Origin of the sequence: Barrientosiimonas endolithica (genome assembly GCF_030296655.1) — a bacterium.
Taxonomy (GTDB): Bacteria; Actinomycetota; Actinomycetes; order Actinomycetales; family Dermatophilaceae; genus Barrientosiimonas; species Barrientosiimonas humi.
Map to the genome: position 1 here is coordinate 2,318,282 of NZ_AP027735.1, position 24,755 is coordinate 2,343,036.

The 24,755-nt window shown below is 71.5% G+C and carries 20 protein-coding genes and 1 pseudogene; 11 read left to right on the forward strand and 10 right to left on the reverse strand.

Going from position 1 to position 24,755, the window contains the following annotated elements; all coding sequences use genetic code 11:
* Positions 1 to 9: 9 nt before the first annotated feature.
* A complete protein-coding gene (locus tag QUE40_RS11770) occupies positions 10 to 606 on the reverse strand; it encodes a maleylpyruvate isomerase N-terminal domain-containing protein (protein WP_289231074.1) in 597 nt (198 codons plus the stop codon).
* Positions 607 to 721: 115 nt separating this feature from the next.
* Between QUE40_RS11770 and QUE40_RS11775 the strand changes: the two genes are divergently transcribed.
* The 3 genes from QUE40_RS11775 to QUE40_RS11785 are packed head-to-tail and all read left to right on the forward strand — an operon-like array spanning position 722 to position 2,753.
* Entirely contained in the window at positions 722 to 1,561 is an 840-nt protein-coding gene (locus QUE40_RS11775) for a helix-turn-helix domain-containing protein (RefSeq protein ID WP_289231075.1), read from the forward strand.
* A 20-nt stretch (positions 1,562 to 1,581) separates the two neighbouring features.
* Positions 1,582 to 2,472 carry a class I SAM-dependent methyltransferase gene (locus QUE40_RS11780; RefSeq protein ID WP_289231076.1) on the forward strand — a complete coding sequence of 297 codons (891 nt, stop codon included), beginning with the start codon at positions 1,582 to 1,584 and terminating at the stop codon, positions 2,470 to 2,472.
* 26 nt (positions 2,473 to 2,498) lie between these two features.
* Positions 2,499 to 2,753 (forward strand): biotin/lipoyl-containing protein, encoded by a 255-nt coding sequence (locus tag QUE40_RS11785; RefSeq protein WP_289231077.1) that lies wholly within the window; start codon positions 2,499 to 2,501, stop codon positions 2,751 to 2,753.
* A gap of 66 nt (positions 2,754 to 2,819) precedes the next feature.
* On the opposite strand, the gene smpB is transcribed toward QUE40_RS11785, so the two are convergent.
* The 5 genes from smpB to prfB form a co-directional block, all read right to left on the reverse strand.
* Positions 2,820 to 3,323 (reverse strand): SsrA-binding protein SmpB, encoded by a 504-nt coding sequence (gene smpB, locus QUE40_RS11790; RefSeq protein ID WP_142005810.1) that lies wholly within the window; start codon positions 3,321 to 3,323, stop codon positions 2,820 to 2,822.
* Positions 3,324 to 3,722: 399 nt separating this feature from the next.
* Positions 3,723 to 5,030, reverse strand: a complete 1,308-nt coding sequence (locus QUE40_RS11795) for a M23 family metallopeptidase (protein WP_289231078.1) — start codon at positions 5,028 to 5,030, stop codon at positions 3,723 to 3,725.
* Between the two features lie 19 nt (positions 5,031 to 5,049).
* Entirely contained in the window at positions 5,050 to 5,964 is a 915-nt protein-coding gene (ftsX, locus tag QUE40_RS11800) for a permease-like cell division protein FtsX (RefSeq protein WP_142005812.1), read from the reverse strand.
* Complete coding sequence (gene ftsE / locus QUE40_RS11805; protein WP_289231079.1) at positions 5,964 to 6,668, reverse strand: cell division ATP-binding protein FtsE; 705 nt, start codon at positions 6,666 to 6,668, stop codon at positions 5,964 to 5,966. The genes ftsX and ftsE overlap by 1 nt, the downstream gene beginning before the upstream one ends.
* Positions 6,669 to 6,785: 117 nt before the next feature.
* Positions 6,786 to 7,852 (reverse strand): peptide chain release factor 2 gene (gene prfB, locus QUE40_RS11810; protein ID WP_433997084.1). Its coding sequence is split into 2 segments (ribosomal slippage): positions 6,786 to 7,546 and positions 7,546 to 7,852, totalling 1,068 coding nucleotides; the frame shifts between segments, so codons are not numbered across the junction.
* 103 nt (positions 7,853 to 7,955) lie between these two features.
* Between prfB and QUE40_RS19710 the strand changes: the two genes are divergently transcribed.
* On the forward strand, positions 7,956 to 9,572 hold the full coding sequence (locus QUE40_RS19710) for an NTP transferase domain-containing protein (protein WP_433997000.1): 1,617 nt from the start codon (positions 7,956 to 7,958) through the stop codon (positions 9,570 to 9,572).
* On the forward strand, positions 9,569 to 10,753 hold the full coding sequence (locus tag QUE40_RS11825; RefSeq protein WP_289231081.1) for a vWA domain-containing protein: 1,185 nt from the start codon (positions 9,569 to 9,571) through the stop codon (positions 10,751 to 10,753). Before QUE40_RS19710 ends, QUE40_RS11825 begins: the two co-directional genes overlap by 4 nt.
* 337 nt (positions 10,754 to 11,090) lie before the next feature.
* Here the strand turns inward: QUE40_RS11825 and QUE40_RS11830 are convergent, their stop codons facing one another.
* Together QUE40_RS11830 and QUE40_RS11835 are read right to left on the reverse strand one after the other, a co-directional pair.
* A complete protein-coding gene (locus QUE40_RS11830) occupies positions 11,091 to 11,264 on the reverse strand; it encodes a hypothetical protein (RefSeq protein WP_289231082.1) in 174 nt (57 codons plus the stop codon).
* Positions 11,245 to 12,683: pseudogene (locus QUE40_RS11835) on the reverse strand (IS30 family transposase). Before QUE40_RS11835 ends, QUE40_RS11830 begins: the two are co-directional and overlap by 20 nt.
* A gap of 1,068 nt (positions 12,684 to 13,751) precedes the next feature.
* Here QUE40_RS11835 and QUE40_RS11840 point away from each other — a divergent pair.
* The 5 genes from QUE40_RS11840 (at position 13,752) to QUE40_RS11860 (ending at position 19,807) form a co-directional block, all read left to right on the forward strand.
* Complete coding sequence (locus QUE40_RS11840) at positions 13,752 to 14,894, forward strand: XdhC family protein (RefSeq protein ID WP_289231083.1); 1,143 nt, start codon at positions 13,752 to 13,754, stop codon at positions 14,892 to 14,894.
* A gap of 95 nt (positions 14,895 to 14,989) precedes the next feature.
* Positions 14,990 to 15,475: a (2Fe-2S)-binding protein gene (locus QUE40_RS11845; protein ID WP_289231084.1), complete on the forward strand. Its 486-nt coding sequence runs from the start codon at positions 14,990 to 14,992 to the stop codon at positions 15,473 to 15,475.
* On the forward strand, positions 15,462 to 18,131 hold the full coding sequence (locus QUE40_RS11850; protein ID WP_289231085.1) for a xanthine dehydrogenase family protein molybdopterin-binding subunit: 2,670 nt from the start codon (positions 15,462 to 15,464) through the stop codon (positions 18,129 to 18,131). The genes QUE40_RS11845 and QUE40_RS11850 overlap by 14 nt, the downstream gene beginning before the upstream one ends.
* On the forward strand, positions 18,055 to 18,912 hold the full coding sequence (locus tag QUE40_RS11855) for an FAD binding domain-containing protein (RefSeq protein ID WP_289231086.1): 858 nt from the start codon (positions 18,055 to 18,057) through the stop codon (positions 18,910 to 18,912). Before QUE40_RS11850 ends, QUE40_RS11855 begins: the two co-directional genes overlap by 77 nt.
* 4 nt (positions 18,913 to 18,916) lie before the next feature.
* Positions 18,917 to 19,807 carry an SRPBCC family protein gene (locus QUE40_RS11860; protein WP_289231087.1) on the forward strand — a complete coding sequence of 297 codons (891 nt, stop codon included), beginning with the start codon at positions 18,917 to 18,919 and terminating at the stop codon, positions 19,805 to 19,807.
* Between the two features lie 525 nt (positions 19,808 to 20,332).
* Here QUE40_RS11860 and QUE40_RS11865 read toward each other — a convergent pair.
* Positions 20,333 to 21,151, reverse strand: coding sequence for a DeoR/GlpR family DNA-binding transcription regulator (locus tag QUE40_RS11865; RefSeq protein ID WP_289231088.1), 819 nt, complete (start codon positions 21,149 to 21,151; stop codon positions 20,333 to 20,335).
* On the reverse strand, positions 21,148 to 23,115 hold the full coding sequence (locus tag QUE40_RS11870; RefSeq protein WP_289231089.1) for a DUF5107 domain-containing protein: 1,968 nt from the start codon (positions 23,113 to 23,115) through the stop codon (positions 21,148 to 21,150). Before QUE40_RS11870 ends, QUE40_RS11865 begins: the two co-directional genes overlap by 4 nt.
* Before the next feature lie 743 nt (positions 23,116 to 23,858).
* Between QUE40_RS11870 and QUE40_RS19255 the strand changes: the two genes are divergently transcribed.
* Positions 23,859 to 24,692 carry an extracellular solute-binding protein gene (locus QUE40_RS19255; protein WP_350226955.1) on the forward strand — a complete coding sequence of 278 codons (834 nt, stop codon included), beginning with the start codon at positions 23,859 to 23,861 and terminating at the stop codon, positions 24,690 to 24,692.
* Positions 24,693 to 24,755 lie beyond the last annotated feature (63 nt).

The window sequence follows — 24,755 nt, forward strand, 5'->3', positions numbered from 1 at the left end:
TTTCGCCCGCTAGGGGTTTCCCGCGGTGTGACCCACCAGACACGGGGGTGAGCGGTCAGGACGAGCGCCCCAGCCGGGCCAGCAGCCGCTGCTGCCGGTCGGCCCCTCGGGTGCGGTGACGCCGGGCTTGCAGATGCCCTCGGCGTACAGCTGATCGCCGAATCCCTCGACCGAGGTCTCCAGCGCGCCGAGCTCGTCGTCGGTGAACCGCTCGTCACGGCCGGCGGCCTGGGCGAGGTCCCACCGGTGCACCCTCAGGTCGAAGCCGTAGAACGTCGTCAGCGTCTCCCCCACCGTCGTGCGCCCGAAGTACCCGTCGAACTCGCGCTCGCCGACCGCATCGTCGGCGAGCGCGGACCGCACGTCGCGGTCGTGCTGGCGCCAGGCCGCGGCCGGATCGGCGAGGTCGGGTGCGTCACCCAGGTCCACGTCATGGCTGCCGAGGAACTCCCGCTGGGTCTGGACGACGTGCCCGAGCACGTCGCGCGCGGACCAGCCCGCGCAGGGCGAGGCCGCGTCCCAGTCGGTCACCTGCCCGACGACCGCGCCGAAGGGGTCGGCGAGTCGGGCGTACTGCTGCTGGTGGGTGCTGCTGTCGGTGGTCATGGTCGCGCTGCCTCTCGTCCGTGGTCGTCGGGTCGGCACGACGCTAAGGACGCGGCGGCGGCGCGGTCTTGTACTTCTCCGACAGCTCGCCGCCGCGCTGCGTAGGCTCCCCGGCGTGGACCACGTCGACCGCGCGCACCTGCGCGACCCCGACGACGACACGTTCACCATGAGCCGGTACGCCGTCGCGGACGACCTGAGCGACCTCGCCCGACGCTTCTGGATCCCGACCTGGGTCGTGCCGCCCGGGCGCGAAGCGCCCCAGCGGGTGCTGCAGTACCCCGTGTGCCTCGTGGTCGTCTCGAACACCTACGCCCGGCTCTACGGCGTGACGCCCGGCCTCGGCGGCACCACGCTGGTGGGTCGCGGGTGGGCCGTCGGCGTGATGCTGCAGCCGGCCGCCGGCGCGCTCCTCGCGACCGGCCCGGTGCCCGACCTCAACGACCGGCACGTGCCGCTGCAGAGCGTCGACGGGTTCGACGACGACCTGGTCGAGGCGGTGCGGGCGGCGATGGAGCCCGACCCCACGTCGGCCGGGTGCCACGCGCGGGCGCGCACGCTGCTCGAGGAGGCACTGCGGACACGGCTGCCCGTCGACGACGAGGGCCTGCTGGTCAACGAGATCGTCGCGGCCGTCGAGGACGACCCGCAGATCCTGCGGGTGCACCAGGTGTGCGACCGGTTCGGTCTCTCCGAGCGCGCCCTGCAGCGGCTCACCCGACGGCGGATCGGGCTGTCGCCGAAGTGGCTGATCCGGCGCCGACGGCTGCACGAGGCGTCGGGACGCCTGCGCGAGTCCGGCACCGAGCTGGCCGACCTGGCGGCCGACCTCGGCTACACCGACCAGGCCCACCTGACCCGCGACTTCCGCTCCGCGACGGGCCTCACGCCGGGGGAGTTCGCCGGCCGCTTCCGCTCCGTGGCCGGGCCGCGCACGGCTGACCCGACGGGGTGAAGTCGGTTAGGGTCCGAGCCGTGGCTTTCTCCGACAAGCTCCGCTCCGGTGTCGTCCAGCACGTCAAGCCGCTGCTCTCCGACGAGGGATGGGCCAAGCTGCGCGGCCTCGACCCCACATCTCGCACGCGCGACGTCGACCGGATGCGCGTCCAGCGCGACGAGGCCCGGGCCCGGGCCGTCAAGGCCGAGGCGATCAACCAGGCGCCGAACCACACCACCCGGCGCACCGAGGCGAGCGACGCGGCCGACCTGCGCAGCCTCGCGGGGAAGTACCGCACCGACAAGTGGAGTCACCAGCACCGCTACACCCCGCACTATGCGCGGCACATCGGCTACCTGCGCAACGAGCCGTTCACCCTGCTCGAGGTCGGCATCGGCGGCTACGCCCGCGAGCTCGACGGCGGTGCCTCGCTGCGCATGTGGAAGGAGTTCTTCCCCCGGGCGACGATCGTCGGCCTCGACATCGAGGACAAGAAGTTCGTCGACGAGGACCGGATCATCAGCTATCAGGGCAGCCAGGTCGACCCGGCGATCCTCGACCGGATCCTCGCCGACCACCCCGACATCCGGGTCATCATCGATGACGGCAGCCACGTCAACGAGCACGTCGTGGAGACCTTCCGCCTGCTGTTCCCCCGGCTGCACCCGCAGGGGCACTACGTCATCGAGGACACCCAGACGGCGTACTGGCCGCGCTACGGCGGCTCGCCCGACCTCCTGGCGACGCACACCTCGATGGCGCTCGGCAAGCGGCTGGCCGACGACATCAACTTCCAGGAGTACACCGACGCCGACCACGAGCCGACCTACGACCAGGCCAACGTCGTGGGCGTGCACTTCTACCACAACCTGATCTTCGTGGATAAGGGCAGCAACGACGAGCCGCGAACGTCGTTCCCGCACAACTGATCTCGCCGCCAACCTCACCTGACGCCATGCCCCAGCCCGACACCGTCGCCGTGCGATCCCCGTTCGCCGGGGAGCTCACGCTGCAGGTGCGCGCCGGCGACCGGGTGGCGGTCGGCGACCCGATCGGCACCGTCGAGGCGGTCAAGATGGAGGCTGCCGTGCGCTCCCCCGTCGCCGGTCGCGTGCGCGCCGCGATGACCGAGCTGCACGTGCGCGGCGGCGACCCGCTGGTGTGGGTGGAGACGACCCGGGTCGAGCCGACGCCGGACCGGACCGACTGACCGGAGCTGGCCGAGGACGTACGTCAGCGGCAGCTCCCCTGCCGGCGGTACCGGCTGCTCGGCGGCTCAGCCGCCGCGCTTGAGCCGCACCTGCATCGCCCGCTGCGCCTCGCGCTCGTCGGTCTGCCGGCGCAGGGTCTCGCGCTTGTCGTACTGCTTCTTGCCCTTGGCGAGCGCAAGCTCGACCTTGACCCGGCCGTCCTTGAAGTACAGCTGCAGCGGCACCAGCGTGTGCCCCGCCTCCTGGCTCTTGCGCACCAGCTTGTCGATCTCGTGCCGGTGCAGCAGCAGCTTGCGGCGGCGCCGCGCGGCGTGGTTGGTCCAGGTGCCCTGGAGGTACTCCGGGATGTGCACGCCCTCGAGCCACAGCTCGCCGTCGCGCTCGCTGGCGTAACCGTCGGTGAGGGTGGCGCGGCCCATGCGCAGCGACTTCACCTCGGTGCCCATCAGCGCGAGACCGGCCTCGACGGTGTCCTCGATGAGGTAGTCGTGCCGGGCCTTGCGGTTGGTCGCGACGACCTTGTTGCGCTGGTCCTCGACGGCCGGCTTCTTCTTCTTGCTCTTGGCCACGACTGCCTCCTCTCGTGCGGTGCGGGTGCCGGGCAGCGGCTCAGCCTACCCGCGCAACGACCGCGCCCCCGAACGGATTCCGCGCCGGCCGGCCGGCCGTCCCGGGCACCCCGCCCACCGCCACCCTCGCGCTCAGATCGTGCGTTGTCGTACGAAATGCAGCAGCGCCCCCGGAATCCCGCGGGCCGCCTCCTCAGATCGTGCGTTGTCGTACGAAATACGGCCTCCCGCCCCGGAATCCCGCCGGCCATCTCCCCAGATCGTGCGACAACGCACGAAATGCAGCCCCCGGCCGAGTTCCGCGCGCCGGAATCCCGCAGGCCCGGCCCCCGCCTCTCGGGCGACGATGCCGCGCGGGGGAGCCTGCGAGCTCGCGCGGAGGAGGAGCCGAGAGAAAGATCAACCGATGTAGTCGGCGGGGTTCACGTAGTTGCCGTCGGCGAGCACGATGAAGTGCAGGTGGCAGCCGGTCGAGCGGCCGGTGGTGCCGGCATAACCGATCAGCTGCCCCTTCTTCACCGTGCCGCTGCGCACCGCGAACCGGCTGAGGTGGTCGTACTGCGTCGCGAGGCTCTTGCCGGCGACGTCGCCGTGGTCGAGCACGATGCTGTTGCCGGAGATCGCGTTGGTGCTGGCCGAGACGACCTCGCCCGGGCCGGCGGCGTAGACCGGCTGGCCGCAGCCGAAGGAGAAGTCGGCGCCGCCGTGCAGCATCGGCCGGTTGAGGATCGGGTGCATCCGGTAGCCGAACGGCGAGGTGATGTTGGCCTTCGGCTCGGGACCGGTGAGGAAGAACCCGTCGTTCGCCGGGCGCGGAGCCTCGGCCGCCTGGGCGGGCGGCGGCTGCTTCTTGCGGGCGGCCGCGGCGCGGGCCTTGGCGCGCGCCGAGGCCCGGGCGCGCAGGATGTTGCCGAGGCGCACCGACTCACCCTTGAGCCACTTCAGGTCGCCCTCTTCCTTCTTCTTCTGCTTGCTGAGCACCCCCGCCGCGGTGCGCTGCGCGCGTTGCAGCCCCTCCAGCGACGTCTTGGCCCGGCGCGCGCCGTCGCGGGCCTTGGTCGCCCGGGTCACTCCGCTCTCGGCCTGCTTCTTCAGGCCGGCGACCTGCTTGCGCACGGCCCCGAGCCGGGTGCTCTGCGAGGTGGCCGTCGACTTCTGCCCGGCGAGCGTGCGCAGGACACCGCTCTGCTGGCGTACGACCACGTCGGCGAGCGCGAGGTCGTCGGTGACGTCGGGGCCGTCGGCGGTCAGCACGTTGAGCGTCAGCTGCAGCTGGCCGAGACCACCCTTCATGTAGCTCTCGCGCGCGATGCCTCCGACGAGGACCTTGGTGCGGGCCTGGGCGGTCGTGGTGGTGCTCAGCGACTTGCGGATCTTGGTCTCGGCCGCCTGGGCGGTCTTGAGCCGGCCGCCGACGTCCTTGTTGTAGCTGTTGGCCTTGCGCAGCTCGCCCTCGGCCCTGGTGAGCGTCTTCTTGGCGGCGTCGACGCGCTTGGTGGTGTTCGTCAGGTTCGTCTGGGCGGTGCGCAGCTCGCGCGAGGTGCCGTCGAGGTCCTTGCTGGTCTGGGTGATCCGGCCGTCGATCTTCTTCTTGCGGTCCTCGGGGTCGTCGGCGAGGGCGGTGCCGCACAGCCCGGTCGTGAGCGTCACGACGAGGGTGCCGGCGAGCAGCCGGCAGGCGCGCTCGCGGCGCGTGCTCTCGGGCATGGCTTCTCCTCGTCCTTGGTCAGACCTTGAGGTGGCGGCGCAGCGTGAGCCAGGAGGTGGCCAGCGCCACGACGAACCCGCCGACGGCGAGCCACGGGGCGACGGCCCAGACGTCGGAGACGCCGATGAGGCTGACCAGCCCGCCCTGCTCGCCGGACAGCAGCTGGGTGAGCCCGAAGTTGACGGCCGCCCACAGCCCGAGCACCGCGAGCCCGGCGCCGAGCAGCACGGCCAGCACGGTCTCGACGAGGAACGGCAGGTGCACCACGGTCGCCGAGGCGCCGACCGAGCGCATGATCCCGACCTCGCGACGACGGGTGTAGGCGACCTGGCGGATGGTCGTGGTGATCAGCAGCACCGCGCACAGCAGCATGATCAGCGCCAGGGCGACCGACCCGATGGACAGCACCCGCAGGAACGTGAAGAACGTGTCGAGCACCTTGCGCTGGTCGCTCACTGCCTCGACGCCGGGCGCCCCGTCGAGCGCGGAGATGATCTCGCCGACCCGGTTGGGGTCGGACAGCTTCACCCGGAACGACTCGGGGATCGAGGCGGGGCTGACGGTGGTCAGCTCGGGGCTGTTGCGGAACTGCTCCTTGAACCGGGCGTACGCCTGTGCCGACGTCTCGTGGCTCACCTGCTCCACGAGGGGCTTGAGGCTGAGCAGGTCCTGGCGGATCTGGTTGCGCTGCGTGGGGGTGACCGCTCCGTCGGCGCACGAGGGGGTGTTGCCCGACTGCGGGGTGCACAGGAACACCGAGACCTGGACCTTGTCGTACCAGTAGCCCTTGGCCAGGTCGACCTGGCGCTGCGCGAGCAGGCCGGAGCCGAGGAAGAACATCGACACCATCGACACGAGCACGACCGACACGACCATCGACACGTTGCGGCGCAGGCCGCCGAAGATCTCGCCGAGCAGGAACTGCAGGCGCATCAGCCGGCCACCCTCCGCGGCACGACGCCGTAGCCGCTCTGCTCGTCGTCGCGCATGACCAGCCCCTCGGACAGCTCGATCACGCGCTTGCGGAACTCGTCGACGATGGTGTGGTCGTGGGTCGCGACCACGACGGTGGTGCCGGCCTTGTTGATCCGCTCGAGCAGCTCGACGATCTCGGCGCTGTTCTCGGGGTCGAGGTTGCCGGTGGGCTCGTCGGCGATGACGATCGCCGGCTTCTTGACCACGGCCCGGGCGATCGCGACGCGCTGCTGCTCGCCGCCCGAGAGCTGGTGGGGGCGCCGGTTCCCCTTGTCGCGCAGGCCGACCAGCTCCAGCGCCTCGGGCACCAGCTGCTTGATCTCGTGCCGCTTGCGGCCGAGCACCTGCAGCACGAACGCGACGTTCTGGGTGACGGTCTTGTCCTCGAGCAGCCGGAAGTCCTGGTAGGCCACGCCGATGTCGCGCCGCAGCGCAGGCACCTTGCGGTCGGGCAGCGTGCGCAGGTCGCGGCCAGCGACCCACAGCTCGCCCGCGGAAGCGATCAGCTCGCGGGTCATCAGCTTCAGCAGCGTCGACTTGCCCGACCCGGAGGCGCCGACGACGAACGCGAACTCGCCGCGCGCGATCTCCAGGGAGACCTCGTCGAGGGCGGGCTCGGGCTCCTTGGCATACCGCATCGTCACGTCTTCGAAGCGGATCATCGTGGGGGCGCTACCTCAAGGTCGGCGATCGGGTGCCCAGCAGGCGGTTACACGGTAGGTCGCCAGCCGGGCTCCCGGGCCTCGCCACGCCGCGAAGGACGTACGACGGGGGTCGGGTCAGGCGTCGGCGCGCTCCTGCGCGCGCTTCCAGCGCACCCCGGCCTCGATGAAGTCGTCGATGTCGCCGTCGAGCACCGCGTCGGTCTTGCCGACCTCGTGCTCGGTGCGCAGGTCCTTGACCATCTGGTAGGGGTGCAGCACGTAGGAGCGCATCTGGTCGCCCCAGCTGGCCTTGATGTCGCCGGCCAGCTCCTTCTTCTCCGCCGCCTCCTGCTCGCGGCGCAGCAGCAGCAGCCGCGACTGCATGACGCGCAGCGCGGCCGCCCGGTTCTGGATCTGGCTCTTCTCGTTCTGCATCGACACGACGGTGCCGGTCGGGATGTGCGTCATGCGCACGGCGGAGTCGGTGGTGTTGACCGACTGGCCGCCGGGACCGGAGGAGCGGAAGACGTCGATCTTCAGCTCGTTCTCGGGGATGTCGATGTGGTCGGTCTGCTCGATGAGCGGCACCACCTCGACCGCGGCGAAGCTGGTCTGGCGGCGGCCCTGGTTGTCGAACGGGCTGATGCGCACCAGCCGGTGGGTGCCGGCCTCGACCGCGAGGTTGCCGTACGCGTACGGCACGTTCACCTCGAACGTCGCCGACTTCAGGCCCGCCTCCTCGGCGTAGGAGGTGTCCATGACCTTGGTCGGATACCCGTGCCGCTCCGCCCAGCGCAGGTACATCCGCAGCAGCATCTCGGCGAAGTCGGCGGCGTCGACCCCGCCCGCGCCGGCCCGGATCGTCACGACCGCCTCGCGCTGGTCGTACTCCCCGCCAGCAGCGTGCGCACCTCCAGCTCGCTGACCGCCTTGCGCAGCGACGCGAGCTCGCGGTCGACCTCGGTGAACGTCTCGGCGTCGTCCTCCTCCTGCGCCATCTCGACCAGCACCTCGACGTCGTCGATGCGCGAGTCCATGCCCTCGACGCGCTCCAGCTCGGAGTTGGCGCGCGACAGGCGGCTGGTGACCTCCTGGGCGTGCTCGACGTCGTCCCACAGGTCGGGGGCGGCCGACTCCTGCTCCAGCTCGGCGATCTGCGAGCGCAGGGTGTCCAGGTCGGTCACGTCGCGGACCGAGTCCATCGTCGTGCGCAGTGCCTTGATCTCGGCGGGATAGTCGTGAGCCACGGGAGGCAAGGGTACGCGCGTGCCCGGCTTTCCCCCGCATCCCCGGCAGGATGGGTGCATGGGTGCGGAGCGTGCGGGTGCCACCGTCGGCCTGCTGCTCGCCGCCGGCGCCGGCCGCCGGATGGGCGGCCCGAAGGCGCTGGTGCTCCTCGACGGGCAGCCGCTGGTGCGGCGCGGCGTGGACCTGCTGCTCGACGGCGGGTGCGCCGAGGTGCTGGTGACGGTCGGGGCTGCCGCCGATGACGTACGCCGGGCGCTGGGTTCGCCCGAGCACGTCACCGTGGTCGACGTGCCGGGCTGGGCCGAGGGCATGGGCGCCTCGCTGCGCGCCGGCCTGGAGGCGGCGCTGCGCGGCGAGGCCACGGTGGCCGTCGTGAGCCTGGTCGACCTGGTCGACCTGGACGCGCGGGTGGTGCGCCGCCTGGTCGACACCGCCGGTGGTGACGCGGGCGCGTTGGTGCGGGCGGCGTACGGCGGGGTGGCGGGTCACCCGGTCGTGCTCGGCCGGGCGCACTGGCCGGGCGTCGTCGAGGTGGCGACCGGCGACCGCGGCGCCCGCGACTACCTGCGCGCCCACCGCCCGCTGCTGGTCGAGTGCGGCGACCTCGCGAGCGGCCGCGACGCCGACACCCCCGCCGACCTGCCGCACAACCCCGGCATCGGCCGCACTGACAGCCCCGCGCGCCTCAGCACCGTCACAACCCCCGACATCGGCCGCACGGGCCGAGGCCGAATGCCTGTGCGCGGCGCGCGCGTCGGCGATGCTGGTCGGATGCAGGACGTTCTCGCCGACGTCGACCAGGTGCGGAAGGTGCTCGCCGGCACCGGATACCTGGCCGACGAGGCCGTCGCCACCGTCACCTTCCTCGCGAGCGCGCTCGACCGTCCGCTGCTGCTGGAGGGTGAGCCCGGCACGGGCAAGACGGCGCTCGCCGAGGCGCTCGCGGCCGGGCTGGACGTCCCGCTCGTGCGGCTGCAGTGCTACGAGGGCATCGACGCCACGCAGGCCCTGTACGACTGGGACTTCCCGCGGCAGATCCTGCACCTTCGCGCGGTCGAGGCGCTGTCGCCCGGCGCGCGCGGCGACGGCGGGTCGGCCGAGGCGGTCGCGGCCGCGGAGGCCGAGCTGTTCGACGAGCGCTTCCTGCTCGACCGGCCGGTGCTGCGCGCGCTGCGCACCGCTCCGTGCGTGCTGCTGGTCGACGAGATCGACCGCGCCGACGACGAGTTCGAGGCGTTCCTGCTCGAGGTGCTCTCGACGTGGAGCGTGAGCATCCCCGAGGTCGGCACGGTGCGCGCGGCCGAGCCGCCGCTGGCGGTGCTCACCTCCAACCGCACCCGCGAGCTGCACGACGCGCTCAAGCGACGCTGCCTCTATCACTGGATCGACCACCCGAGCCTGACGCGCGAGCTGGAGATCGTGCACAGCCGCCTGCCGGAGGTGTCCGACGCGCTGGCCGAGCAGGTCGTCGCGCTCGTGCACCGCATCCGCGACCGCGGCGACCTGATCAAGTCGCCCGGCGTCGCCGAGACGCTCGACTGGGCCCGCTCGCTGCACGCGCTCGGCACCGACACCCTCACGGTCGAGACGGCCGCGGCGACGCTCGGAGCGGCCGTGAAGTATCGCGAGGACGCCGAGCAGGTCCGCCAGGCCCTCGACCGGATGCTGTCGTGACCGGCTCCTCCCGCACCTCCGCCCCGCTGCGCGACCCCGACCCGCTGCTCGAGGGAGCCGGGCCCGCCACCGAACCCTCCCCCACGACGGTGCTGCTCGGGTTCGCCCGGGCGCTGCGCGCCGCGGGGCTGCGGGTGACCGGCGACCGCGAGCGCACGTTCCTGCTCGCCGCGGCCGCCGTCGGTCTCGCGGAGCGCGAGCAGGTCTACTGGGCCGGCCGGGCAGCCCTGACGTCCGGACCGAGCGACGCGACGACGTACGACCGGGTCTTCACGGCCTGGTTCGGCGCGGCCGGTCCGCGGCCGGTCGTGCGCGACGAGCGCCCCCGGCCACCGGTCGTGCAGGCGTCGCTCGCGACCGGTGACGACGTCGACGGCGGGGACGGGCCGGACAGCCTGCTCGGCACCGCCGCGAGCGACGCCGACGTGCTGCGCCACCGCGACGTCGCCACGCTGGCCCCGAGCGAGAAGGCTTATCTGGCAAGGCTTTTCGGCTCCCTTCCGTTCCACCCGCCGACCCGGCCGTCGCGTCGCCGCACCCACCGCCGCACGGGCGCGGTCGACGGTCGCGCGACGCTGCGCGAGCAGCTGCGCAGGCTCGGCGAGCCGGGACAGGTGCGTCGGTCGCGCCGCCGCGTGCGCCCGCGCCCGGTCGTGCTGCTCATCGACGTGTCCGGCTCGATGGAGCCCTACGCCGACTCGCTGCTGCGGCTCGCGCACGCGATCACGCGCCGGGGTCGGGAGGCAGGAGGCCGGGTCGAGACGTTCACGCTGGGGTCGCGGCTCACGCACGTCACCCGGGCGATGCACGAGCGCGACGGCGACCGGGCGCTGATCACCGCGGGTGACCTGGTGCCCGACTGGTCCGGCGGCACCCGGCTCGGTCAGTCGCTGCAGGTCTTCCTCGACCGGTGGGGGCGGCGCGGCACCGCCCGCGGAGCGGTGGTCGTGATCTTCAGCGACGGATGGGAGTGCCAGGACCCGCAGCTGCTGGGCGAGCAGGCGCGACGGCTGAGCTCCGTTGCGCACCAAGTGATCTGGGCCAACCCGCACCGCGGCCGACCGGGGTACGAACCCGTGCAGGCGGGCATGGCGGCGGCCCTGCCCCACGTGCACGCGCTGGTCGCGGGCCACTCGTGGGCCGCGTTCGAAGAGCTGGGAGAGGTGATCGGCGATGCGTGACGTCCTTCGGGAGCTGGTGGGTTGGTGGCGCGAGGGACGCACCGTGCACCTCTACCCAGGGACAAAGTCATAAACCGGTCCGGGACCGACGCCGCACCGCGGCGGCCTTGCTTTCTCTACCGATTCTTCATAACTGTTGAACGACTGAAACGGCCCTAGCCTTAACCCGGTTTCTCGGACGGTTTCGGTTGGGGTGATCATGCCGCGGTGCTCGTGGCGGCGTGAAGGGTTTCGTACTCGGCCGGGGACAGGTAGCCCAGGGCGGAGTGCCTGCGGTGGGGTTGCACCAGGCTTCGATCCACTCGAAGATCGCCTTGGCGAGGTCGTCCTGGGTGGGTCAGTCGCGCCGGTCGAGCAGCTCGATCTGCATCGAGCCGAAGAAGGATTCCATCAACGCGTTGTCGTAGCAGGACGCGATCCGGCCCATCGATCCCAGCAGTCCGGCCTCGCGGAGCCGGTTGCCGAACAGCCACGACGTGTACTGGACAGGTTCAACCAGTCGATGCAACACCGGGTTGTTGAAGTGAGCGTAGTTGCTCCTGGAAGACCTCGGCCGGGGTCTCCACCCGAGGACTTTCCGGGGTCGGTTGTTGAGTGCGTAAGCGACGGCCTCGAGGTCGTCTGCGGACCAGCGCGACAGGTCCGTGCCTTTGGGGAAGTACTGGCGCAGCAGGCCGTTGGTGTTCTCGTTGGTCGGGCGTTGCCACGGCGCGTGGGGGTCGGCGAAGAACACCTGTGTCCCGGTGTCCATGGCGAACACTGCATGTCCGGAAAGCTCCTTGCCGCGATCCCGGGTCAGCGTCTTGCGAAGCTGCTCGGGCAGCTGGGTCATCGATGCCGTCAGAGCCGTGTTCATCGCGACGGCCCCGTAGCCACCCAGCGAGGGACCGTTCTTCACCCGCGGGGTCTCGCCCCAACCCTCCAGTCGCGGCAGATGGACCAGCAGCGTTGAGCGGCTGCTGCGCTCGACGAGCGTGCCGATCGCGGACCGTCCGGTTCCGATGATCAGGTCCCCTTCCCAGTGGTCAGGGACGGCACGGTCATCGGCCTCGGCCGGGCGCTGGCTGAGGACGACGTCGGCGGTCACGTGCCCCTTCGCCTTGTTCCTCGACCGCTCCCGAGGTGCTCGCAACGCACGCCCTGTGCGCAGACAGGCGACGAGCTCACGCTGGAGCGCGCCACGGCCTTCGATGAACAGCGATTGGTAGATCGCCTCGTGGCTGATGCGCATGGACTCATCATCTGGGAAGTCGATCTTCAACCGGTTGCTGATCTGTTCCGGGCTCCACGCCGTCGACCACCGACGGTCAGCCCGGTGGGGCTTGTTCAACCCCTTCCACGGCGGCGGCTTCGGCCCGGGCACGATCGCGCCGTCGGGCCGGCGCACGTTCCCGGCGAGCCGGTCCTGCACGTACTCGCGCAGCTGCGGGTTCTCCACGAGCTTGGCGGTCTTGGGCCGCTTGGCAGTCTGCTGCGCCTTCCACTGCGCCACCAACGCCCGGTACTCCAGCTTGCCGCCACGAGTAGCAGCGTTACGACGCAGTTCCCGTGAGATGGTCCCCGGGTCGCGCCCGATCGCGCGGGCGATCTCACGCACACCCTTGTCCTGGGCGCGCAGGATCGCGACCTCCTCACGCTCCTCGAAGGACAGGTAACGGCCCGTGGGCTCGGCCAACGAGATCGGCGGCATGCCGCCAGCGTGACGAAACCAGCGGGTTCCCACGGGCACGGACACGCCCACCTTCAGTGCCGCCTCCGCCGTGGTGATGCCGGTGGCGATCCACCGCCAGAACTGCCGCTGCACCACCCGCGACGGATCAGGCCGCCCCGGTGAACACATCGCCGGCCTCAGCGCCCGATCAGCACGCCACTGCCGGCGAACCCCCTCAGGTGCATCGCTGGTCTTCCTACTCCAGTCCCTCGTCGCCATCCTCGAACACCTCCACCATCAAGGTGTTGCGACGACCAGCTGAATCCACCGCCACCCGATTAAGACTCCGCAGCCTCCCCAATAGCGTCCCGTCCCTTACGAATAGCTCGGCGGGCAGCGTCCGCAGCCGCCGGGGCGAGATCACCCAAGGCGCGCTGAATCTCTCTCTGGGCAGACTCTAACGCAGCATCTGCCTCTCGGAGAGCCTCGTTCCTCTCGGACCGCAAACGCACTTCGGACATGTTATCATTCATCGCACTACCTCTCTCTCAGAGACGGGCCCCCGCCAATCGCGAAAGCCCACGAAAGCCGTGACCATCAAAATAATCCTGAGCCTTGCCTCTCAGGGAAGCCGAAACATCACCCCCTCAACACCCTCAAACAAAGCCGCCAGGCAAAGGCCGCGTAGACACCTAGCAGTAAGGTCACACCTGCGTGGGATTCCATAATCATACTGCCGCCGCAGGTGCCGGCCTCAAACTAAGGATTGCGGCTAGGTGCATTTCGTTCCCCCTCGCGCGACTTACCCCCGCAGAGCGCCGCGTACTACCAACTCTACTTGCGTCTATGCGAGAACCTTGGCGCTCTGACTGATAGCTGGACTGTAGTCGGACGACCTCCTCGTCCGATCGTTCCGAGCAAATGCTTTACGAAGTCTTTAACATTAGGTGGTTCTCCGTCCGACATACGTGCCCGGCTCGCGGCCGGCCAGGATCGGTGCGGACGACACCCTGGTCGCTGTCCGGCTCCCGGAAGGTCCGGCATGCCCTCAGCTCCGACCTACGCATGTCGGCCGGAGGGTCCGCGAGGGACGTGGGGTTAGGTTGATGCAACGCCGGCTTTCGCGCTGAGCTGCGGCGTCCCTGTCTGTTGGCCGAGATGGGGTGGCCATGCTCGATGTGTAACGAGGAGGCAGCATGAAGATGGCCGCGTCCGTGGTCGAGCCTTGCGCTTCACATCAGAGACACCGCGGACTCAAGACCGCGGGCTCAAGTAGGAAGGCGCTGGCTCTCCCCATCGTACGGATGGAGACTCTCGCGTTCGGAGAGCTGGGAGAGGTGATCGGCGATGCGTGACGTCCTGCCGGAGCTGGTGGGTTGGTGGCGCGAGGGGCGCACCGTGGGGCTGGCGACGGTGATCGCCACCTGGCGCTCGGCACCGCGCCAGCCGGGCGCGGCGATGCTGCTCGGGCCGCAGGGCGAGGCGGTCGGGTCGGTGTCCGGCGGCTGCGTCGAGGGAGCGGTCTACGAGCTCGCCGGCGAGGTGGTCGAGACGGGCGCGCCGCAGCTGCAGCGCTACGGCGTGAGCGACGACGACGCCCTGTCGGTCGGCCTCACCTGCGGCGGCATCCTCGACGTGCTCGTCGAGTCGGTGTCGCCGGAGTCCTTCCCCGAGCTCGGCGAGCTCGCCGACCTGGTCGACGCGGGCGAGCCGGTGGCGCTGGCGACCGTCGTCGAGCACCCCGACCCCGCGGTCGTCGGCCGGCGGGTCCTGGTGCGGCAGGACGAAGCCGACCAGCCGACCGCCTCGCTCGGCAGCGCGCGGATGGACGCCGCGATCGTCGACGACGCCCGCGGCCTGCTCGAGGCGGGGCGCAACGCGACCCTGGAGTACGGCCCCGACGGCGAGCGCCGCGGCGAGGGGATGCGGGTGTTCGTCAGCTCCTTCGCCCCCGCGCCGCGCATGATCATCTTCGGCGCGATCGACTTCGCGGCCGCGGCGGCACGCATGGGCTCGTTCCTCGGATACCGGGTGACCGTGTGCGACGCCCGCCCGGTCTTCGCGACCAGCACCCGCTTCCCCGACGCCGACGAGGTCGTCGTCGACTGGCCGCACCGCTATCTCGAGGCCGAGGCCGAGGCGGGACGCGTCGACGGGCGCACGGTGCTGGCCGTGCTCACCCACGACCCCAAGTTCGACGTCCCGCTGCTGGAGGTCGCCCTGCGCCTGCCCGAGGTCGGATACATCGGGGCGATGGGCTCGCGCCGCACGCACGACGACCGGGTCGCCCGGCTGCGCGAGGCGGGCGTGAGCGAGGACGAGATCGCCCGGCTGGCGAGCCCGATCGGGCTCGATCTCGGGGCGCGCACGCCCGAGGAGACGGCCGTGTCGATCGCGGCCGAGATCATCTCGCGCAGGTGGGGCGGGAAGGGCGCTCCGCTCACGCGTACGGCCGGTCCGATCCACCACGAGCACGCGTCGCCGGAGTGACCTACCCGATCGGGTCGGCTTGACCGGAATCTCTTGAAAGGTGATCTAGGTCACGCGAGGATCAGAACCCCACCAAGGCGCAGGAGGTCCTCCGCATGGCCAAGATCACCGTCCGCGTCGACGGGGTCGAGAACGTCGACGACGTCGAACCTCGCACCCTGCTCGTCCACTACCTGCGAGAGACGCTCGGGAAGACCGGGACCGTCGTGGGCTGCGACACCAGCAACTGCGGAGCCTGCACCGTGCACCTCGACGGACGCAGCGTGAAGTCGTGCAACGTGCTGGCCGTGCAGGCCGACGGGCACGAGGTCACCACGATCGAGGGCCTCGCCGAGGACGGCGAGCTGCACCCCATGCAGCAGGCCTTCCACGAGCACCACGCGCTGCAGTGCGGCTACTGCACGCCGGGGATGATCATGCAGGCGCTCGACGTGCTGCGCGACAACCCGCGACCCGACGAGCGGGAGATCCGCGACGGCCTCGAGGGCAACCTGTGCCGCTGCACCGGCTACCAGAACATCGTCAAGGCGGTGGCCTCCGTGGCCGAGTCCGGTGCCGCCGCAGGGGGTGAGCGCAAGTGACCACCACCGAGGCTCCCCGCAGGAGCAGCAGGGCAAGCCGAGCGGCGAGGTCGGGCAGGCCCGCCGCCGCAAGGAGGACCAGCGGCTGATCACCGGTCGCACCCGGTGGACCGACAACATCGTGCTCCCCGGCATGGTGCACATCGCGATGGTGCGCAGCCCGTTCGCCGCGGCGACGATCAGCAGCATCGACGTCGACGAGGCCAAGAAGAGCCCGGGCGTGGTCGGCGTCTGGACCGGGCGCGACCTCGCCGACGAGCAGGGCGGCCTGCCCTGCGCGTGGCCGATCACCGAGGACCAGAAGGCCCCGGTGCACGCCTCCGTCGCCGTCGACCGGGTCGCGTACGCCGGTGAGATCGTCGCGGTCGTCGCGGCACGCACCCCGGCCCAGGCTCGGGACGCGGCCGAGCTGGTCGACGTCGACTACGACGAGCAGGAGCCGGTGCTCGACCTGCGCCAGGCGGCGGCCGACGAGGGCGGCCTGGCCCACCCCGACCTCGGCACCAACGTCAGCGCCAACTGGGTGTTCGACTCGGCCGAGGCCGGCACGGGCGGCGACGTCGAGGAGGCCATCAGCAAGGCCCGCGACGGCGGCATCGTCATCGAGCGGGAGTACCGCCAGCAGCGGCTGGTGCCGGCCTTCATGGAGCCCCGCTCGGTCGCGGTCGACCCGACCGCCGAGCAGGTCGTCATGTGGTCGGCCACCCAGGTGCCGCACATCCTGCGCCTCATGCTCGCCATGACGCTCGGCATCGACGAGTCCAAGATCCGGGTCATCGCCCCCGACGTGGGCGGCGGCTTCGGCGGCAAGCTGCAGGTCACCCCCGAGGAGATCATCACCCTGCTCGTGGCCCGCCGCACCGGCAAGCCGGCCAAGTGGACCGAGACCCGCAGCGAGTCGCTGCTGTCGGCCCACCACGGGCGCGACCAGTGGCAGAAGCTCACGCTCGCGGCCGACAAGGACGGCACCGTCACCGGCCTGAAGGTCGAGCTGCTCGCCGACATGGGCGCCTACCTCGGGCTGGTGACCCCGGGCGTACCCATCCTCGGTGCGTTCATGTTCAACGCGATCTACAAGTTCCCGGCCTACCGGTTCGACTGCACCAACGTCTTCACCAACAAGACCTGGACCGACGCCTACCGCGGGGCCGGGCGCCCCGAGGCGACGTTCGCGATCGAGCGGCTGATGGACGAGCTGGCCGCCGAGGTCGGCGTCGACCCGCTGGAGATCCGTGAGAAGAACTGGATCAAGCACGAGGAGTTCCCGTTCACCACGGTGTGCGGGCTGGAGTACGACTCCGGCAACTACGAGGCCGCCACCGACCGGGCGAAGGAGCTGTTCGACTACGACGCGCTGCGCGCCGAGCAGCAGCAGCGCCGCGAGCGCAAGGACCCGGTGCAGCTGGGCATCGGCGTCTCGACGTTCACCGAGATGTGCGGCCTGGCACCCTCCCGCGTGCTGGGCTCGCTCAACTACGGCGCCGGCGGCTGGGAGTACGCCCAGGTGCGCATGCTGCCGACCGGCAAGGTCGAGGTCGTCACCGGGTCCAGCGCCCACGGCCAGGGCCACGAGACCGCCTGGAGCCAGATCGTCGCCGACCAGCTGGGCGTCGGGTTCGACGACGTGACCGTGCTGCACGGCGACACCACCAGCAGCCAGAAGGGCATGGACACCTACGGCTCGCGCTCGCTGGTCGTCGGCGGCCAGGCGGTGATCAAGGCGTCGCAGAAGGTCATCGAGAAGGCGCGCCCGATCGCGGCGCACATGCTCGAGGCGAGCCCGGACGACATCGAGTTCGAGCGCGGCACGTTCTCGGTCAAGGGCGCCGGCGAGGGCGCCAAGACGGTCGGCATCGGCGCGGTCGCGCTCGCGACGTTCGCCGCGCACGACCTGCCCGACGGCGTCGAGCCGAGCCTCGACTCCGACGCGACGTTCGACCCGGTCAACTTCTCCTTCCCGCACGGCACCCACCTGTGCGCCATGGAGATCGACACCGAGACGGGCGAGTCGACCATGCGCTCGTACGTCTGTGTCGACGACATCGGCAACATCGTCAACCCGCTCATCGTCGAGGGGCAGATCCACGGCGGGCTCGTGCAGGGCATCGCGCAGGCGCTGTGGGAGGAGGCGGTCTACGACGAGTCGGGGACGCTGGTCACCGGGTCGTTCGTCGACTACACGCTGCCGACCGCGGCCGACACGATCAGCTTCGTCACCGACAACACGGTCTCCCCCGCCACCTCCAACGACCTGGGCGCCAAGGGTGTCGGCGAGGCCGGCTGCATCGCCTCGACGCCCGCGGTGGTCAACGCGGTGGTCGACGCGCTGCGCCCGCTCGGCATCCACGACGTGCAGATGCCGTGCACGCCCGAGCGGGTCTGGCGGGCGATCCAGGAGGCCGAGCAGTCCGGGGCGCAGGCTGCCCAGGGCGCCGGCACCGTGGCCGGCGACGAGCCGACCACGCCCGACGCGCAGCCGCACTTCGAGGGCTCCGCACCCAACCAGGACACCCCGACCCCGGGCCCTCCGGTGGCGGGCCCACCGGCGATACCGGCTCTGCCGACCAGGGAGGTCAGCGATGATCCCGGCCACGTTCGACTACGTCGCTCCGGCCACCCTCGAGGAGGCCCTGGCCGCGCTTGCCGAGCACGGTGACGACGCCAAGGTGATCGCCGGCGGACAGTCGCTGCTGCCGATCCTGCGGATGCGGCTCAACGCCCCCGAGGTGCTCGTCGACCTCGGCAAGATCACCGACCTGCAGGGCGTCACCGACGACGGCGACGCGGTCGTGGTCGGGGCGATGACGACGTACGCCGACCTGGTCCACGACCCGCTGCTGCGCGAGCACGCGGCGGTGCTGCCCGACGCCATCGCCGAGGTGGCCGACCCGCAGATCCGCCACCGCGGGACCATCGGCGGCGCGCTGGTGCACGCCGACCCGGCCGGTGACGTCGGTGCCCCCGTGCTGGCGCTCGACGCCGAGCTGGTCATCGCCGGACAGGGCGGCGCCACGCGCACGGTCGCGGCCACCGACTTCTTCGAGGACCTGTTCACCACCGCAGTGGGAGACGACGAGCTGCTCACCCAGATCCGCATCCCGAAGCACACCGGGTGGGGCGCGCACTACGAGAAGTTCGTGCGGGTCAAGCACCAGTGGTCGATCGTGGCCGTCGCGGCCACCGTGCGCACCGAGGGCGACACCATCGCGGAGGCCGCGATCGGGCTCACCAACATGGGATCGACCCCGCTGCGCGCGACCGCCGTCGAGCAAGCGCTGGTCGGCAGGGCCGCCACCGACGACGCGATCCGCGAGGCCTGCGCGCAGGCCGCCGACGGCACCAACCCACCGTCCGACCTCAACGGCGACTCCGACTACCGCAAGCATCTCGCCGGCGTGCTCACGCGTCGCGCCGTGCTCGCGGCCGCGAAGGGATGACCCCATGCAGCTGACGCACACCTTCACCGTGCCCGCCCCCGTCGACCGGGTCTGGGAGACGTTCACCGACCTGGAGCAGGTCGGCGGGTGCTTCCCGGGAGCGACGATCACCGAGGCCGACGGCGACGCCTTCAGCGGCAGCGTCAAGGTCAAGCTCGGCCCGATCGCGTTGGTCTACAACGGTTCCGGGCGGTTCGTCGAGCGCGACGACCAGGCGCACACCGCGCGCATCGAGGCCAAGGGCAAGGACAAGCGCGGCAACGGCACCGCCGGCGCCGACGTCAACGTCACGCTCACCCCCGACGGTGACGGCACCCGCGCCGAGGTCGTGACCGACCTGGCGATCACCGGCAAGCCGGCCCAGTTCGGACGCGGCGTGATGCAGGACGTCAGCGACAAGCTGCTGCAGCAGTTCGTCAGCTGCATCGAGCAGCGCCTCGCCGACTCCGGCGCGGCCTCCGACTCCGGCGCCGGCGAGGCTGCTGGCGGGGCTGGCGCCGACCGGTCGACCACCGGGGCCACCGGGACCGCTGCCGCGGGAAGCACCGACGGCGCGGCCGCCAAGACGGCGACCGCCGGCTCGTCCGGCGCCGGCGGCACGGCATCGGTGGCTGACGCCGCCGACGACGGCTCCAGCACGCCCGCCGACGCCGCCCGTGCGGCCGCAGCGGCCACGGCCGCCGGTGAACGTGCCCCCGCGGCCGCCGCACCCCGGGCCACCCCGCCCCCGCCCAAGCACGCCGCCCCGCCGGCCGACGACGCCATCGACCTCGGCAACGTCGCGCTGCCGATCATGCTGCGCCAGCTGGCGCCCTACGTCATCGGAGGCAGCCTCGGCATGCTCGCCGCGGCCGCGTTCCTGCGCCGCCACGCACGCCGCCACGGGGGCCACTGACTCAGGCGACGCGCTCCGCAGATCGTGCGACGACGTACGAAATGCAGCCGCGCGCCCCGGAATCCCGGCGACGCCTCGCTCAGATCGTGCGACGACGTACGAAGTGCAGACGCCCGCCCCGGAATCCCGGCGACGCCTCGCTCAGATCGTGCACCAACGCACGAAATGCAGACGCCCGCCCCGTAAACCCGGCGACGCCTCGCTCAGATCGTGCACCAACGCACGAAATGCAGACGCCCGCCCCGTAAACCCGGCGACGCCTCGCTCAGATCGTGCACCAACGCACGAAATGCAGACGCCCGCCCCGTAAACCCGGCGACGCCTCGCTCAGATCGTGCACCAACGCACGAAATGCAGCCGCCCGCCCCGGCACCCCGGCGACGCCTCGCTCAGATCGTGCACCAACGCACGAAATGCAGACGCCCGCCCCGGAATCCCGGCGACGCCTCGCTCAGATCGTGCACCAACGCACGAAATGCAGACGGCGCACGCCGGAGGCACCCAGCGGCCGACGTACGCCCGGGCTCAGACCAGCGTGACCTCGACGCCGAGCTCGCGGATGCGCTCGACCTCCTCGGGGTCGGCCGTGTCGTCGGTGATGAGCTCGTGCACGTCGACCGTGGGGCAGATGCGGGCCAGGCTGCGGCGGCCGACCTTGGCACCCGCGCCGACCACCACCACCCGCTCGGCCGCGCGCACCATCTCGGCGTTGATCGACGCCTCGCCGAGGTGCCGGCAGGACACCCCCGCCTGCGCCGAGACCGCGTCGACACCGAGGAAGAGCCGCTCGACGAGCAGGTCGCGCAGGACCATCGAGGCGTACGGGCCGTGCAGCTCGTACGACTCCGGCCGGGCCTCCCCGCCGATGCAGATCGTGCGGATGTAGGGCCGCAGCACCAGCTCGGTCGCGATGTTCAGCGCGTTGGTCACCGTGGTGACCCCGCCCTCCTGCAGCTCCGCGCGCTGCGCCACGTGCCGGGCGACGGCGCTCGTGGTCGTGCCGCCGTTGAAGCCGATGACCGAGCCCGGGGTCACCGACGCGGCGGCCGCCCGGGCGATGCGCTCGCGCGGGTCGTCCTCGGCGAGGCGGTATCGCGCGGGCAGCTCGTAGGCCACCGAGGTCGCGACCACTCCCCCGTGCGTGCGGGTGGCCAGCTGCCGCGCCGCGAGCTCGCGGAAGTCACGCCGCACGGTCGCCGCGGACACGCCCAGCAGCTCCGATCCCTCCTTGACCGACAGCCGCTGCCGCACGGCGAGCACGTCGAGCAGCTGGCGCCAGCGGGTCTGCTGGTCGGGCTCGTTCGGACCGGGCACGCCGGGTGCGTCGGGCTGGGCCGGGGTCATGACGCCTCCACGGGGTCGTCGCGGGACATCCGGAAGTCGAGCCGCTCGGGCACCGCCGTGCCCGGCGAGACCTGCCACCAGAGCTCGGCGGTCGCGTTGTCGCCCTCGGCCAGGTCGGCGACCTCGAGGTCGTCGAGCACGGCGCGGGCCCGGTCGGTGGCGCCGAGCCCGGCGAGCGCGGTGGCGAGGAGCAGTCGCGTACGTCCGTGCCGGCGGATCTCGTCGGGCAGCGCGACCTCCACGTCGAGCACGCGCGTGAAACGGCCTGCGGCCACGAGCTTTTCGAGCCGCTCGGTCACGAGTCTGCGCTCGTGCGGCGCCAGCTCGAAGGCGCGCCGCAGGAGGTCGTCGGCCTCGTCGACGTCGTCGCTGAGCAGGGCCAGCCCGCGCAGCGCGACGGCGCTCGGCGTCACCGCGAGGCTGCGGCGATAGCCGTCACGAGCGCGCTCGGTGTCGCCGTCGAGGTGCGCGTGCACCGCCTCGGCGAACAGCGGCCACCAGCCGGCGTCGGGCCGCCCGGCCAGCGCCGAGACGGCCGACCGCCACCGGTTCGACACCCCCGGCAGCGGCGGGCGCAGCGGGTCGGCGTCGACCGGCTCGCCGTCCGCGAGCGGCAGCAGGGTCGCGCTGTCGTCGTCACCGGCACCGCGCGCGCCGGAGGCGGCTGCCGGGAACGGCATCCCGACCGGCGCCGAGGACCCGCGGAGCGTGAGCTCCGTTCTCCCCCAACCGGATCCGACGTGCAACGACTCACCGGGCTCGGCCTCGGCGACCTCGCGCAGCCACGTCGCGTGCAGCTGCTCGAGGCGCTCCGGGGAAGCCTGCTCGTGCACCGCGGCGCGGGCCGCCTCGCTCGCCGCGGCATAGTCGCCGGCCACCACCTCGGGCGGCAGGTCGACCCCCGTGAAGCACTCGGTCCAGCTGATGCTGCCGCCGCCCGGCAGCAGGTCGTGCTCGAGCTGGGTGGCGCACACGCCGGCCTGGATCTCGGCGTAGCGACCGGCGTCGCCCCCGAGGTGGCGCTGCCAGCGCCGGCCGCCAGGCCCCCGCCCCCACAGGAACAGCTTGCGTCCGCGCAGCGCGGCGGTGGAGGTCTGGGCGAACCCGCGCCCGTCGGGCTCGAACGCGGTGACGATCCGGCCGACCTGGTCCTCGACCTCGAAGAAGTAGTCGGCGGCGAAGTGCGACGCCGCCGGCCGGCTCACGTCGGTGTCGCCGAGGTCGCCGCCCGGCTGCGGCACCGGCACCTGGCTGAGCACCCCGCGGTAGTCGGTGCGCCAGGCGTGCGTGGCCGGCACCAGCACCCGGGTGCCGTCGGTCTCGGGCACGGCGATGTTGGTCCACCAGTACAGCGGCTTGTCCTCCGGGTCGAGGTTGACCAGCCGGGTCGCGGCCATCAGCCGCGGCCCGTCGAGCCACAGGTCGACCGAGAACGGGACGTCGCGGGTGCGCTCCCAGTCCCACAGCCGTACGCCCTCGCCGGACCCGTCCGGCGCCGGCACCACCGCCGCGTGCATCGGCTCGGTGGTCAGCGTGGTGTGCCCGAACGACCCGAAGTTCCACTCGATCCCGCCGGCGAACCAGGCGTCGGACAGGCCGAACGCGGCGAACCGCAGCTGGTCGGGGACGTACAGCAGCTCACGGCCGCGGGTCAGATCCACGAACGACCAGACGCGGCCGCCGAGCGTCGGCAGGATGGTGACCCGCGCCTGGTCGTTGGCCAGCACGACGCCCGGGAGTCGCAGCGGGTGCGCCCCGCGGTCGTAGTCGCTGCGCAACCCGTAGGGCAGCGGGGTGGCGAGTCGCCCGCGCGCCACGCGCTCGCGCATCTGCGGCGGGGCGGCGGCGTCGACCTGCGGGAACGGCCGCGGCCGCACCGGCGCGTAGGCCGGCAACCGGCTCGGCGGGCCGAGCTGGGCGCCGGTGAGGCCGACTGTCGTGGCGCGCGCCGAAGCCTCCGTCATGTCACGAAACCTGATCGTTTCTGCGCGTTTTGTCAATGTCGTTGACAACTTCGATCACCCTAATCAGCATGGGTTCACCCCTGTGAGTTGGATCACAGCAGCCCCGTCCCGGGGCTCGTGACTCACCCGGGCGCACGAGACGAGGAGACCTCGATGACCGTTCCTGGCAAGCACACCGACCGGCGCACCGTCCTGCGGCTGGCCCTGGCGACGGGTGTCGCGGTGCCCGCGACCGGGGCGCTCGCCTCGTGCGCCACCAGCGGAGGCGGCGAGGACGCGTCGTCCTCGCCGGCCCCGGGCGCCAGCGGCTCGGCCGACGCGAAGAACCCCTTCGGCATCGCCAAGGGCGCGACCGGCGAGGCGGTGATCTTCAACGGCGGCTACGGCTTCGACTACGTCACGTTCGCGGCGAACATCTTCAACCGCACCCACTCAGGCAAGTTCGGGGTCAAGCCCTCGACGCAGATCGCCCAGCAGCTGCAGCCGCGCTTCGTCGGCGGCAACCCGCCCGACCTGATCGACAACTCCGGCGCCAACTCCATCGGCCTGAACACCATCGTCGACCAGCTCGAGGACCTCTCCGACGTGTTCGAGGCCAACAACCTCGAGGGCACCAAGATCAAGGACACCCTCTACCCCGGGGTCGAGGCTCCCGGCACGGTCGGCGACAAGTTCGCCGCGATCAACTACGTCCAGACCATCTATGCGCTGTGGTACTCCGCGAGCCTCTTCGAGGCCAACGGGTGGACTCCCCGAAGACCTGGGAGGAGGCGTACGAGCTCGGCGGCAAGGCCAAGTCGAAGGGCAAGTTCCTGTTCCTGTGGGGCAAGGAGGCCGCGACCTACTACCAGACCCTCGTCATCGGCTCGGCCATCAAGGAGGGCGGCGACGAGGTGCGCCTGGCGATGGACAACCTCAAGGAGGGCTGCTGGTCGCTGCCCGCCGTGCAGGGCGCCATCAAGGGCCTGGAGAAGATCGTCAAGGCCGGCTACGTCAAGCCCGGCGGCGGCGGCACCGCGTTCACCGCCGCGCAGGCGCAGTGGAGCCAGAACCAGGACGCCCTGCTCTACCCCTCGGGCTCGTGGATCGAGAACGAGATGAAGAAGCAGACCAAGGCCGACTTCAAGATGACCGGCTTCCCGGAGCTGACCGTGTCGAGCAGCCCGAAGATGCCCTACGAGACCTTGCACGCCGCGGCCGGCGAGCCGTTCATCGTGCCGAGCCAGGGCAAGAACAAGGCGGCCGGCAAGGAGCTGCTGCGCATCATGCTGTCCAAGGAGGCGGCGACCAACTTCGCCAAGACCCGCCTCGCGCCCACCATCGTCAAGGGCACCGTCCCCGACGACGGGTTCGGCTCGACCGCGCTGCAGTCGCAGACCAAGATGCTCACGGCCGCCGGCGACAACGTCTTCACCTGGAACTTCGTCGACCTCTACGGCACCAACCAGGACATGTTGGTCCCGTGGAACGCCTTCCTGTCCGGGCAGATCGATGCCGCCGCGCTCACCAAGCAGCTGCAGGGCATCACCGACAAGGTCCGCAAGGACCCCTCGGTGAAGAAGGTCGAGGTCAAGTGACGTCGCGCGCCCGGTCGCGCTCCCCGAGCCGGCCGGGCGCCGCCGTCCCCGCAACTCCCGAGG